At 70.5% G+C, this 13,691-nt stretch carries 8 protein-coding genes; 3 read left to right on the top strand and 5 right to left on the bottom strand.

Going from position 1 to position 13,691, the window contains the following annotated elements:
- Positions 1–353: 353 nt before the first annotated feature.
- From WBA97_RS01945 to WBA97_RS01955, 3 genes are read left to right on the top strand one after another with little or no spacing between them, the layout of a single operon-like run.
- Positions 354–1,325 (top strand): mechanosensitive ion channel family protein, encoded by a 972-nt coding sequence (locus tag WBA97_RS01945; RefSeq protein ID WP_424228890.1) that lies wholly within the window; start codon positions 354–356, stop codon positions 1,323–1,325.
- A gap of 22 nt (positions 1,326–1,347) precedes the next feature.
- Positions 1,348–1,746 (top strand): globin, encoded by a 399-nt coding sequence (locus WBA97_RS01950; protein WP_424228891.1) that lies wholly within the window; start codon positions 1,348–1,350, stop codon positions 1,744–1,746.
- Positions 1,747–1,804: 58 nt separating this feature from the next.
- Positions 1,805–3,373: a glycoside hydrolase family 13 protein gene (locus WBA97_RS01955; protein ID WP_424228892.1), complete on the top strand. Its 1,569-nt coding sequence runs from the start codon at positions 1,805–1,807 to the stop codon at positions 3,371–3,373.
- A 3-nt stretch (positions 3,374–3,376) separates the two neighbouring features.
- Here the strand turns inward: WBA97_RS01955 and WBA97_RS01960 are convergent, their stop codons facing one another.
- The 5 genes from WBA97_RS01960 to WBA97_RS01980 all read right to left on the bottom strand — a co-directional run bounded on the left by WBA97_RS01960 (position 3,377) and on the right by WBA97_RS01980 (position 13,670).
- On the bottom strand, positions 3,377–3,682 hold the full coding sequence (locus WBA97_RS01960; protein ID WP_424228893.1) for a hypothetical protein: 306 nt from the start codon (positions 3,680–3,682) through the stop codon (positions 3,377–3,379).
- Between the two features lie 19 nt (positions 3,683–3,701).
- The gene (locus tag WBA97_RS01965; protein ID WP_424228894.1) at positions 3,702–4,337 is read right to left on the bottom strand and encodes a hypothetical protein; all 636 of its coding nucleotides are present in this window, start codon (positions 4,335–4,337) and stop codon (positions 3,702–3,704) included.
- Positions 4,330–4,758, bottom strand: a complete 429-nt coding sequence (locus tag WBA97_RS01970) for an acyl-CoA thioesterase (protein WP_424228895.1) — start codon at positions 4,756–4,758, stop codon at positions 4,330–4,332. Before WBA97_RS01970 ends, WBA97_RS01965 begins: the two co-directional genes overlap by 8 nt.
- Positions 4,758–9,728 (bottom strand): NAD-glutamate dehydrogenase, encoded by a 4,971-nt coding sequence (locus WBA97_RS01975; RefSeq protein WP_424228896.1) that lies wholly within the window; start codon positions 9,726–9,728, stop codon positions 4,758–4,760. The genes WBA97_RS01970 and WBA97_RS01975 overlap by 1 nt, the downstream gene beginning before the upstream one ends.
- A 108-nt stretch (positions 9,729–9,836) precedes the next feature.
- Positions 9,837–13,670 carry a diguanylate cyclase domain-containing protein gene (locus tag WBA97_RS01980; protein ID WP_424228897.1) on the bottom strand — a complete coding sequence of 1,278 codons (3,834 nt, stop codon included), beginning with the start codon at positions 13,668–13,670 and terminating at the stop codon, positions 9,837–9,839.
- Positions 13,671–13,691 lie beyond the last annotated feature (21 nt).

The following is a 13,691-nucleotide window of genomic DNA, read 5'->3' on the forward strand; positions in this document are numbered from 1 at the left end:
AGGGATCAGGGATGATGACACAGCAGGCACGGCCCTCTCACAAGATCATGCGACTTCGACAATCACATGATCAACCAGAGGATCGTGCCTGCTCCACGCAGGTGATCGACTTTGACGGAACCCTGCGGGACAGGGTGGGGGTTGCCTTGGGGCTGGTTTCGCGGTTTGGGGTGGGTTTCGCTGGGGTTTTTCGCGGTGTTGGTGCTGGTCGCGGCGTTGTCGGCTTCGGATCTCTCTTTGTGAAGCCGGGGTTCGGGTGGATTCCCTTGTCGAGCCCGTGATCGCGGGGCACGCGACTTCTGTCACACCGACCCCTTCCACGGCGTCGTTGCCGCGCCGTTATCGTCGGGCCCGTGACCGATTTGGAGTTGTCGTTCGAGGCGCCGGACTGCGAGCCCGGCGACAACTGGTGCGAGATAGTGGACCAGCTGACGGGCAGCCAGTGGCTTGCCTCGTCCGCGAACTGGCTCATCGCGAAGCCGATCACGATCATCCTGATCCTCATCTTCGCGATGATCGTCCGGACCATCGCCCGCAGACTGATCGACCGGCTGACCCGCGCGAGCGGCGGCAGGATCCCCACCCTGCTGCGGCCGCTGAAGGAACGGGCGCCACAGGCCCTCGGCACGCTGATGTCGGAGCGGCGGGAGCAGCGCGCCAGGACCATCGGGTCGGTGTTCAAGTCGATCGTGTCGGTGCTCGTGTTCGGGATCGCGTTCATGATGATCCTGGCCGAGCTGGGTGTGAACCTCGCGCCGGTGCTGGCCTCCGCGGGCATCCTCGGCGTCGCGGTCGGGTTCGGTGCCCAGAACGTGGTCAAGGACTTCCTGTCCGGGGTCTTCATGATGTTGGAGGACCAGTACGGCGTCGGTGACGTCGTCGACGTCGGCGAGGCGTCCGGCACCGTCGAGGCGGTCGGCCTGCGGATCACCACGATGCGCGACGTGAACGGGACCGTCTGGTACGTCCGCAACGGCGAGATCCTGCGGGTCGGCAACTCGAGCCAGGGCTTCGCGGTCGCGGTCGTCGACGTGCCGATCGGCTACGGCGCGGACGTCGGCCAGGCCACGGAGATCCTCGGCCGGGTCGCCACCTACGCCGCCGAGAACGAACCCGTCTCCGAGGACGTGCTCGAACCACCGGAGGTGCTCGGCGTCGAGCGGGTGTCCGCCACCGAGGGCATCACGCTGCGGATGACCGTCAAGGTCCGGCCCGGCCGCCAGTGGGCGGTGCAGCGGTCCCTGCGGGCACGGATCATGGCGGCGTTCGAGGACGCAGGCATCCAGGGGCCCATGGTGCGCGGCTTCCCCGCCACGGAGGCCTGAGCACAGATGGCAGGATGGAAACGTGGCCACACCGACACCTGAGGAAGTAGCGAGCTTCTACGACGCCGCGGGCGGCGAGGCGGTCTTCCACCGCATCGTCGCGCGGTTCTACGAGGAGGTCGCCAAGGACGAGGTGCTGCGCCCGCTGTATCCCGAGGAGGATCTCGGGCCGGCAGAAGAGCGGCTGCGGCTGTTCCTCATGCAGTACTGGGGCGGCCCGCACACCTACTCGGAGCGTCGGGGCCACCCACGGTTGCGGATGCGGCACGCACCGTTCGCCATTGGGCCGATCGAACGTGACGCCTGGCTGCGATGCATGCGAACAGCGGTAGACGAGGCCGGTCTGTCCGACCAGCATCGGCGCCAACTGTGGGGATATCTCGAGATGGCCGCCAACAGCCTCATGAACAGCTGGACGTAACCGGAAGCACTCCAATTCCTGTCCGCGTCTCGGCGACGAACTGGCAGGATGATCGATTGTGCGTAGAGCCGGGGACACCCCAAGGGACGCCTCCGACTGGTGGCGAGACGCGACGTTCTACCAGGTGTATGTGCGTTCCTTCGCCGACTCCGACGGCGACGGCGTCGGCGACCTGGACGGCATCCGCGACCGCCTCGGCTATCTGGAGCTGCTCGGTGTCGACGCGCTGTGGCTGACCCCGTTCTTCCGCTCCCCCATGGCCGACCACGGCTACGACGTGGCGGACCCGAGGGACGTCGACCCGCTGTTCGGCGACCTCGACGCGTTCGACCGGCTGGTGACCGAGGCGCACAACCACGGCATCAGGGTCACGATCGACCTGGTGCCCAACCACACGAGCGACGAGCACGTGTGGTTCCAGGAAGCCATCGCGGACCCGTACAGCCCGGCCCGCAACCGCTACATCTTCCGGCCCGGCCGCGGTGACGGGCCGCCGAACAACTGGGTGAGTGTGTTCGGCGGATCCGCGTGGACGCAGGTCGAGGACGGCCAGTGGTACCTGCATCTGTTCGACGTTCGGCAGCCCGACCTGAACTGGGCGCACCAGGAGGTCCGCGCCGACCTCGAGCGCACGCTGCGGTTCTGGCTGGCCCGCGGCGTGGACGGGTTCCGCATCGACGTCGCCCACGGCATGGCCAAGCCCTCGGACCTGCCGGACATGGACCTGCGGGCGGGCAACAAGATCGGCCAGCACGACCTGTTCGACCCGCGGTTCGACGACGACGGCGTCCACGACATCCACCGGCTGATCCGCCGCGTCCTAGACGAGCACCCGGGTGCCATGGCGGTCGGCGAGATATGGGTGACCGACAACGAGCGGCTCGCCCGCTACCTGCGGCCCGACGAACTGCACCTTGGCTTCAACTTCCGGCTGATGCTGGCGCCGTTCGACGCGGCCGCGCTGCGCACCGCCATCGAGGCGTCGCTGGAGACCGCCGCCACCGCGGGGGTGCCGCCGACGTGGACTCTGTCCAACCACGACGTGGTCCGTGAGGTGAGCCGGTACGGCGACGGGCGCGACGGCAGGCAGCGGGCGCGGGCGATGGCGCTCGTCGAGCTGGGGCTGCCCGGGGTCGTGTACCTCTACAACGGCGAGGAGCTGGGCCTGCCGAACGTGGCGCTGCCGGACTGGGCCATCCAGGACCCGAAGTACTTCCGGTCCGGTGGGCAGAACCGCGGCCGCGACGGCTGCCGGGTGCCGGTGCCGTGGGAGGGCGACGAGCCACCGTTCGGGTTCTCGACGGCGCACTCGCCGTGGCTGCCGATGCCGCAGGAATGGGCGAAGCTGACCGTGGAGCGGCAGCTGGAGGACGCGGACTCGACGCTGTCGCTGTACCGGCACGCGATCGAGCTGCGGAAGTCCCATCCGGCGTTCGCCGGGGCGGAGGTGGAGTGGTACGGCGCGCCGGACGGCTGCTTCGCGTACCGCCGCAAGGGTGGCGGGCTCGTGTGCGTGCTCAACGCGTCCGAGACCTCGGTGCCTCTGCCGCCGGGCGAGATCCTGCTGAGCAGCGACACACTCGCCGACGGCATGCTGCCGCCGGACACCGCAGCCTGGCTGAGGTAGTCGCTACAGGCCGCTGCCGACGTCGCCGAAGCCGCCTGCCATGTCGATGTCCGCGTCGACCTCCACGTCATCCCCGTTGTCGGACAGAGCGGCACCGGCGATGAAGGCCGCGCTGGGACCGACGCCCCACGCGAGTTTGCGGATCGTGTTGGCGCGGCGCTGCTTGGCGCCGAAGGTCTCCACCGGCTCGGGGTGCTGGACATGTCGAGGACGTGCGGGCCCGTCCTCGGGCTCCCGGCCGTCCCATTCGTCGTGTTTCGGCACGGTCTGGTCCAGGAACCGGCGTGTCGGGTCCTCTGGGTCGCTCATACCGCCCATGGAACCATGCTCAGACGAGCAATGGCAGCAAAGCGTGCCTTCTGCGCACCACCGCGCCGAACCGGGCGTCGATGCGCAGCCACGCGTCCGTCGCCGTGACCCGGACGTGCTCCTCGTCGCCCGCGCCGACGAACCCCATGCCCGACATGGCGAACAGGCACCGCATCGGGATCTTCACCTCGAGGCCGTCGCCGGTCACCGTCAGCACCGTCTGGTCGAGCAGCGACGCGGGCGGCGTGCCGTGCGGGCCCGCGTTCTCCTTCGCCAGCTCAAGGCCGCGATCGGTCAGCTCGGCCACGACCTTCGCCGGCAGCTGCTCCTCGACCACCTGCCAGTGCGCCTGCGGCGGGAGCGCGGAACGCCATTGCATGTCCATCGGGCGGCCAGGATCGATCCGGTCGGCCCGCGACACCGCGAGCGCGGCGAGCAGCTCGTTACCGGACACCGTGACGTCGTTGGGTTCCATGGCACCCAGCACCGTCCTGGTGGCGAGCACGTCGAACGGGGTCGCGACCCACGCGTCCATGCGGCCGCCTTCGCGGTTGCGTAGCCGCACCACGGTCTGCCCGTCGAGTCGCACCGCGCGGGCCACGAACGCGCCGAGGTCGTCCCGTTCGGACGGCTCGGTGAAGGTCAGCTCAGGCACCGTTACTCCCACTTCGGTACGCCGCAAGGAAATCCCGCTCGTTCTCGGTGAGCCTACGCGGCCTGCCATTGGCCGTGTCGTACGGCACGAGCATCGTCTGGGCGGTCACAGCGGGCATCTCCTCCAACGGTCCACTGTGGACCTTGTAGTCGATGGTGAAGGCCGCGTGCCGCATCTCGCGGACGCTCATCGCCACCCGCACCGGGGTGCCGTCCGCCACCAGCGGCATCAGGTAGTCCACGACCAGTCTGGCCACCACCACGCCGCGCGCCATGCCGTCGGCGCCCTGGCGCGCCGCCTCGGTGAACAGCAGCGCGACGCGGGCCTCCTCCAGCAACGTCACGGTGTTGGCGTGGTTGACATGACCGTACGCGTCCATGTCCGACCAGCGCGGCCGGACTTCGGTGATGAAGGCACCCACTACCGAACCATACTGCGCACCTGCCGAGTGGCGACGGACAGTGTGGCCAGGTCCAGCTTGCCCACCTGACGGATCTCCTCCAGGGACTCGCGGGACCGGGAGATGCGCCGGTAGTTGTTGCGCTCCCAGTTCTCGATCTTCTCGTCCGCCGAGGTGCCTGGGTCGCTCTGGCGCAGCACGTCGAGCGTGATCGCGCGGTGCGACGTGTACAGGTCGTCCCGCAGCGCGAGCCGGGCGAGCGCGTGCCACCGGTTGCCGCGTTCCAGCGCGCTGATCGACGTCAGCATCGAGTCGATGTTGAGGTGCTCGGACAGCGCGTAGTACAGCTCGGCGGTCTCGCGCGGGCTGCGCTCGGTGTCGAGCCCGTCGCGGTCGGCCAGCTCGGCGACCTCGGTGACATCCAGCAGCCCGTAGCCGTCGAGCAGCGCCACCACCCGCCTGGCCAGCCCGGTCGGCACACCGGAGGCCACCAGCTCCTCCGCCCGCTGCGCCGCCTTCTCCCGTTCCGCGCCGCGCTGCAACAAGGGCACCTCGTGCGCCAGCTCGGCGACCACCTTCCGGAACCGGTTGATCTCCGCGCCGACCGCGAGCGGCTGCGGCCGGTTGGACAGCAGCCAGCGCGACGCGCGGTCGAGCAGGCGCCGGGTCTCCAGCATCATGCGGTCGGCGACCTCGGTCGGCACCACGTTGTCCAGCGCGCGGATGTCCCGCCACAGGCCGGGCAGGTCGTAGATCTTGGTGACCGCGGTGAACGCGCGCACGGCGTCGGTCGCGGACGCGTTCATCTCCTCGGCCAGCCGGAAGGCGTACGACACGCCACCGCCGTCGACCACCTCGTTGACCACCAGCGTCGTCGTGATCTGACGGCGCAGCGGGTGGTCGTCGATGGCCCCGCCGAACCGCTCCCGCAGCTGCGTCGGGAAGTACTCCGGCAGCCTGCGCGTGAAGACGTCGGCGTCCGGCAGCTCCGAGGCCAGCACCTCGTGCTTGAGCCGCAGTTTGACGTGCGCCAGCAGCGTGGCCAGCTCGGGCGAGGTGAGGCCCTCCCCCTTCTTGTCCATGTCGCGGAACTGCGCCTTCGTCGGCAGTGCCTCCAGCCCGCGGTCCATGCCCGCGGTCGTCTCAAGGTCGGTGACCAGCCGCGCGAGCACGGTCAGCATCGACACCGCGTGCGCACGGCTCACGCCGAGCACCGCGTTCTGCGAGTAGTTGTCGGCCAGCACGAGGTCGGCGACCTCGTCGGTCATCTCCGCGAGCAGCTCGTTGCGCTGGTCCTGCGTGAGCGTGTCCCGCGCGACCAGCTGGTCGAGCAGGATCTTGATGTTGACCTCGTGGTCGGAGCAGTCCACGCCGGCCGAGTTGTCCAGGGCGTCGGTGTTGACCTTGCCGCCCTTCTTCGCGAACTCGATGCGGCCGCGCTGCGTCAGGCCGAGGTTGCCGCCCTCCCCGACGACCTTCACGTTCAGGTCGGCGCCGTCGACGCGGATCGCGTCGTTGGCCTTGTCGCCCACGTCCGCGTGCGACTCGGTCCCGGCCTTCACATAGGTGCCGATGCCGCCGTTCCACAACAGGTCGACGGGAGCGAGCAGGATCGCCTTCATCAGCTCCGGCGGCGACAGCTTCGTGACGCCCTCCTGCAGACCGAGCGCGACCCGCACCTGCTCGCTGACCGGGATCGACTTGAGCGTGCGCGGCCACACGCCGCCGCCCTCGCTGATCAGCGACCGGTCGTAGTCGTCCCAGCTGGAGCGGGGCAGGTCGAACAGGCGCCTGCGCTCCGCGTAGGAGGCGGCGGCGTCCGGGTCGGGGTCGAGGAACACGTGCAGGTGGTTGAACGCGGCGACGAGGCGGATGTGCTCGGACAGCAGCATGCCGTTGCCGAACACGTCGCCCGCCATGTCGCCGACGCCGACGACCGTGAAGTCCTCGGTCTGCGTGTCCATGCCGAGCTCGCGGAAGTGGCGTTTCACGCTCTCCCACGCGCCGCGGGCCGTGATGCCCATGGCCTTGTGGTCGTAGCCGACCGAGCCGCCGGACGCGAACGCGTCGCCGAGCCAGAAGCCGTAGCTCGCGGCGACCTCGTTCGCGATGTCGGAGAACTTGGCGGTGCCCTTGTCGGCCGCGACGACCAGGTAGGTGTCGTCGTCGTCGTAGCGGACCACGTCACGGGCGGGCACGACCTGGCCCGCACGCAGGTTGTCGGTCAGGTCCAGCAGACCGGAGATGAACATGCGGTAGCAGGCGATTCCCTCGGCGAGGTTCGTCTCGCGGTCGGTGCCCGCGTCGCCGGTGGGCGCCGGGGGCCGCTTGACCACGAACCCGCCCTTCGCGCCGACGGGCACGATGACCGCGTTCTTCACCGCCTGCGCCTTGACCAGGCCGAGGATCTCCGTGCGGAAGTCCGCCCGGCGGTCCGACCAGCGCAGCCCGCCGCGCGCGACCGGGCCGAACCGCAGGTGCACGCCCTCGACGCGGGGCGAGTACACGAAGATCTCGAACTTCGGCCTCGGGTCCGGCAGGTCGATGACCTGCGCCGGGTCGAGCTTGATCGCGAGGTAGGGCCGAGGCTCACCCTGCTCGTCACGCACGTTGTAGTTGGTCCGCAACGTGGCCCGGACGAGCGCGAGGAGACTGCGCAGGATGCGGTCCGCGTCGAGGCTCGTGACCTCGTCGATCATCGTGGTGAGCTCGGTGACCTGGGACTCCAGCGCCCGTTCGCGCACCTCGTCGGCCTTCGCGAGGTCGAAACGGGTCTCGAACAGCCGGACCAGCGCGATCGCGACCTCGGTGTGGTTGAGCACCGCACTTTCGACGTCGCCCTGGTCGAACGGGATGCCCGCCTGCCGCAGGTAGCGGGAGTAGGCACGTAACAACGCCGCCTGCCGCCAGCTCAGCCCGCCACGCAGGACAAGCGAGTTGAACCCGTCGGACTCGGCGTCCCCGCGCCAGATCGCGCTGAACGCCTCCTGGAACAGGGTCCGCTGCCGCAGCTGCTGCTCGACCGTCTTGTCCTCGACGACCGACTCGTCGATCCGCAGGCCGAAGTCGTAGATCCACCAGCGGGTGCCGTCCTCGCGGTGCAGCTCGTAGGGCCGCTCGTCGACGACCTCGACGCCCATCTGCTGTAGCACCGGCAGCATCTGCGACAGGGTGACGCCCTCGCCGGCCAGGTACAGCTTGAAGCGGCGCTCGCCCGGTGCGGCGTCCCCGGGGCGGTAGAACGACATGTCGAGGTCGCCCTCGGCACGCAGCCCCTCCAGCCTGCGCAGGTCGGTGAGGGCCTCGGTGGCGGAGAAGTCCTCCTTGTAGCCCTCCGGGAACACGCTCGCGAACCGCAGGCCCTGCTCGGTGGCGGACTCGGCGCCGACCGCGACCATGTCGTTGCCGCGGCGGGCGCCGCTGTCGACCCGCTCGCGCTGCTCGGCGAACACGGCCTCGACCATGCGGTCGTTCCACGTGCGGACGGCCTCGGTCAACCGCTCCTGGATGCGGTTGACGTCGACGTCCGTGGTAACCGCCGGGTCGGTGTGCACCGTGAAGTGGACCTGCGCGAGGGCGGTCTCACCGATGCGGGTGGAGAACTCGAGGTTCTTGCCGCCGAGCTCGTCGATGAGGACTTCCTGCATCGCGATGCGCGAAGTGGTGGTGTAGCGGTCGCGCGGCAGGAACACCAGGCAGGAGAAGAACCTGCCGAACGGGTCGCGCCGCAGGAACAGGCGAAGGCGGCGTCGGTCGGCGAGCGCGATCACGCCGGTCGTCGTCTGGTACAGCGTGTCGGTGTCGGTGGAGAACAGCTCCGACCGCGGCCAGTTCTGGATGACCTCGAGCATCCGCTGCCCGGTGTAGGACTCCAGCGGGAACCCCGCACGGTGGATGACCTCGCGGACGCGGCGGCCGACGACCGGGATGTCGAGCACGTCCTCGTGCAGGGCGGTGATCGTGAACACGCCGAGGAAGCGGTGCTCGCCGAGGACGGTGCCGTTCTCGGCGAAGGTCTTCACGCCGACGTAGTACGGGTAGGTCGACCGGTGGACCGACGACGGCGCCGACGCCTCGGTGAGGACGAGCAGGTCCGGTGAGGTGGCGTCGACGTCGCCGTCCGGGCCCGCCGTGAGGTTGCGGGTGGCGAGGCTGTCCTGGCGCAGGACACCGAGGCCGCTGGCGAGGACCGCCTTGAGCGCACGCCTGCCGTCGTCGCGGACGAGGTCGTAGCTGCGGTAGCCGAGGAAGGTGAAGTGACCGTCGGCGAGCCAGCGGAGCAGGGCGGCGCCTTCGAGGGACAGGGCCTCGTCGACCGGCGGGCTGGCCTCCAGCTCGTCGGCGAGCGCGCGGGCGGTACCCGCCATGCGGTCGGTGTCCTCGACGACCTCGCGGACGTCGTTGAGGACCGACTGGAGACGGCTCTCGATCTCGCGGCTGCGGTCGGCGTCGGTGATGAGGTCGACCTCGATCGACATCCACGACTCGGCGAGGGCGTCCGCTGGCGGGTCGTCGGCCTCGGCGTCGGTCAGGATGTCACGCAGGCCACCGGTGACGTCCCGGCTGACGACGACGATCGGGTGAACCACCCGGTGCACCTGCAGGCCGCCGCGCACCAGCTCGGCGCTCACCGACTCGACCAGGTACGCCATGTCGTCGTTGACCAGCTGAACCACGGTGCCCGCGGTGCGCCAGCCGTCGGTATCGGCGTCCGGGTTGAAGACGCGGACCGCGGGCCGGCCGGGCACCCGACGCGCGGCGAGGTCACGGTGCGTGCGCACCATGCCGACCAAGTCGACCGGATCGGTGTCGGTGACTTCCTCTGGCGGGATGTACCGGTAGTAGTGCCGGATCAGGTCCGCCATGTCCGGGGCGGCCGACGCGGCCTGCTCGATGAGATCGTCCCGCCGCTGCTCCGGCGTTTCCTCGGATTCTGTCCGGTCCAACCCACCGGTTCTGTCGGTGCGGGTGCGGGTTCCGGTCGAGCTCATTTTCAGGCGACTCCACGATTGGCGGCACGACGGTGTGCCACATGCGGCACACAGACTAGGCGATCACACGAGGACAACAGGGCCAACCGTACGACGGACCCCGTTGCGTCATTCGGGCGACCGGTGCCGTCCCTGGACCCCCGGCTGCCGGGGTTCGGGGTCGTCTCCGACGACCGAGTCGAACCGCTCCTGACCACGGTGAGGTTCGGAGTCTTCGGCCGTGGACTGGTATGCGGCGAGTGCTTCGGTCAGCAGACTCGCGATCGTCGCCGACGACTTCTCCCCGCGCCGCGGCGGGCCGGCCGGCCGCGGTGGCGGCCCTATCGGCTCGTCGTAGGCGGTTTCCTGAACCGGTTCCTTGACCGGTTCTGTGACCTTTTTCTCGGTCACCCCGAGCTCGGCGAACGCCGCCCCGAGCGACGACCGGAACTTGGCCCGCTGCCCCGAGCCGGTGCCGAACAACTTGTCCATGGGCGACTCTTCGACGTCGGCGGTGTCCACGTCGGCCCGCGACTGGGCAGGCGTGCGCACGGGCGGGCCACCGCCGCCGTCGTCGGACTCGGTCCGGAGGTCGGGCATGGGAGCCGTGAGGGCGTCGAAGGCGGCCATGAGCGCGGACCGGCCCGGCTCCGGCGCGGGTACGGGCTCCGGCGGTGGCGGCGGAATGGGATCGGGCTCGGCGGGCTCCGGCACGTCGGGCCGAACGGGCGGCTCCGGCACCTCGTCGGGCGCGGGCGGCGTAGGGATCGACTGCCGGGCGCCGTTGCTTTCGTCTTCCCGCACCACGAACGACTTGGCGTTGAGCGCGGACATCATCCTGGCCAGTTCGGCCTTGGTCTCTTCGTAGGAGGACTGTCTGGGTGCGGCGGGGGCGTCACCGGAGGCCCGCAGGATGCCGCCGCTGGACGACCCCGCGACCCCGCCGACTCCCGAACCCAGGGCACCCGCTTCCTCGGCGTCCGCCGAGGAAGCGGAGGTGGCGCGTTGGGCACCGGACGAGGTCCGCACGGCATCACTCGCCGCGGCGGCTGCCGCCGCACCACCCGCCGCAGCCTCAGCGGCCGAACGCCCAGACTCGGCCGCGGAAGCGGGCGTAGCGGTGCTCTGGCGCGCCGAGCCTGCGGGACCGCCGGAGACATCGGTGCGCTCGCCGCTCGAAGCCCCGAACTCCGACCCGGCCACCGGACCAAGCCGCAACGCCTCCTGACGCGCCGAACGTGGCTGCTCACCGGCAACACCGGCATCGCCACCCGACGAAACACCGAACGCCGACCCAGCCACAGAACCAAGACCCGACACACCCCGACGCGCCGAACGTGGCTGCTCACCACCAGCACCACCGTCACCGCCCGACAAACCACCGAACGCCGAACCTGCCGCAGAACCAAGACCCAACGCGCTACGGCGCGCCGAAGGTGGCGGCTCGCCAGTAGCGCTGGTGTCGGCCTCCGACGAACCACCGAACGCCGAACCTGCCACAGAACCAAGACCCGACACACCCCGCCGCGCCGAACCTGCCTGCTCACCAGCAGCGCTGGTGTCACCGCCCGACAAACCACCGAACGGCGACCCAGCCACAGAACCAAGACCCAACGCGCTCCGGCGCGCCGAAGGTGGCGGCTCGCCGGAGGTGCCTGCGGCCTCGCCGCTTGCCGTGGCGGGCTGGGGTCCGGAGTCGTGCGCGGGCTGCGAGGGGCGGTGGCGTGCGGCGGGTTCTGTGTCGGTGGGGGTCGTGTCGGTGGTTGGCGCGGAGCTGGGGGTGCCCGTGGTGGCGAGGGTTGGGATGTCGCGGCGGGTGGTCAGGCCCGGGTCTTCCCGGGTGCTCGCGGGCTCGTTGGTCTTGGAGGTGTTGTTGTCCGCCCGTGGTTGTTCGCCGTGGGCGGGGAGGGTCGTCCGGTCTATCGCGGTGGTGGACTCGCCGGTGCGGGTTTCGCTGAAGGAGGGGCGTGTCGGGGTGGCGGCTCGTTTGCCCTGGCTTGGTTCGTCTGCCGGGGCCGGCCAGCCCGTGGGGGGCGTCGGGGTTGGCTCGGCGGGCCATGACGACTCCTGCTGAGCCCTGCGTTCCGCTCTTGTCGAGCGTGGCGCTTCCGCCGGCCAGCGGGACGCCGCACCTGGCGGTTGTTCCTCGCCTGCTCGTCGGCGGCCACCGCTGCCGGTGGGGATGCTCAGGGAACTCAGGATCGAGCGGCCCGTCTGCTGGGGCTCGGTGGTCGGCTTGGCGTTGCTCAGCGGCTTCGTCGGGGTGTCCTCCGACAACGCCCTGTGCGCTGCCGCCGCGTGGTCCGCCAGCGAGCCCGCGCTGGTCGCCGCGCTGGTTGTCGTCTGCGCGGGGGTGAGCGCGTCGCGGGCCGCGGTCAGGATGCCTGCCGCGTCCGTGGTTGCCTGATCGGTCTGCACCACGCCCGTGCTGATGCTCATGTCCTTGCCGCCCGCGCCCGCCCAGTCGGACTCGATGGCGGTTTCGCGGATCGTCGCCGCGAACTCCTCCGCCTGGTCCCTCGTGGTGGCGGGGAGCAGCACCGCCAGTTCACCGCCGTCGGACCTCGCCAGTTCCGCGTTGTCGGGCGCCATGTCGCGGACCTTGTCCGCGAGGCCCGCCATGATGCCCGTGTCCAGGCCGCGGTCCTCGGTTCCGTCCTGGTTCGGTTCGACGCGGACCAGCGTCAGCGCCACCGGGCGTTCGCCCTTGCGGACCGTGCGCAGCCTGCGGAACAGGCCTTCCTGGTCGAGCAGCTGGGCGCTCTCGTCCATGTCGGCCGTGCCGACGTTCTCGGCGGCAGGCGGCGTTGATGGTTCCTGGGCCGGCTTCGGCGGGGGTGGCGAGACCTGGGGTGGTGGGGCCACGGCACCCGGGAGCCCCACGGGATGTGCGAGCTGGCGCATCAGTGCGGCCACCGACTGATGTGTGGTGTCGCTGACGGCGCGGTTGGCGCCCACCTCCACCACCACGTGCCGGGCCGCGCGCGACATCGCACGCATGCGCCGCTGCTCCGCCGCGCGTGCCGACCGCAGCGCCTCGAGCGCGGTCCCTGCCCGGCCCGCCTGTTCTTCGAGGCGGGAGACCTCGGTCAGCGTGTCGGCACGCAAACCGTCCAGGGCATGCCGTTCCGCCATCCACACGGCCTGGTCCAGCAGGTGCCTGCCGCGGTCCTGCTGGCCCGATGGCAGGTACACCCGCGTCGCCAGCGCCAGCATCAGCCTGCCGACCGAGGCGGCGGACGTGGCACGCACCGGCTCGTCGACGATCGGGTGCGCGGCGGTCTCCGCCTCCCGTAACTCGCCCTCGTCCAGCAGGCCGCACACCAGCTCCAGCGTCAGCCGTGCCCGCAGCCGGTCGCACTCCGACCTCAGGTCGTTGCTCAACCTGGTCAGCAGGTTGAGCCCCTCGCGGGCCGCCGTGACCGCGTCCTCGGTGTCGCCGTACCACCGGTGGTAACCGGCGGACCGCACAGCGAGCCTGGCCCGCTCCATCCGCCGCATGTCGGCGCTGATCCCGTCGTCGACGGCGAGCAGCCGGTCCGCCTCCGTGAGCGCGTCCTCGATGTCGTCGCGCCGCGCCACGTGCGCGATGCAACTGACGAGCCTGCCCAGCGCCGCGGCCCGCACCGACGGTGCCACCTGCGTGGACTCCAGCACCGGCCGTAGGAGCGCACCGCCGAGGAGCGGCTCGCCGACGTGCTGCGCGCACGCCGCCAGGTCGATCCGCACCTCGGCGGCGACGTCAGGAGCACCGCCTGTCTCGGCCAGCGCCAGCGCCGCGAAGCCCGGTTCGACGGCCCCCGCGTGCTGGCTGATCCGGACAAGTCCGGACGCGAGCAGGGCCTGCGTCCGCATCGACAGGTTCCTGGCCTCACCGATGCTGGTGGTGCCTGCCGAGGCGTCGGTGGCGCCGACCAGCAACGCGCGCCTGGCGAGCTGGACACTGAGCTCCGGCGCGCTCACGCGAAGCGCCTCCGCTGAGCT

It is taken from the genome of Actinophytocola sp., assembly GCF_049647105.1.
Classification (GTDB): Bacteria; Actinomycetota; Actinomycetes; order Mycobacteriales; family Pseudonocardiaceae; genus Actinophytocola.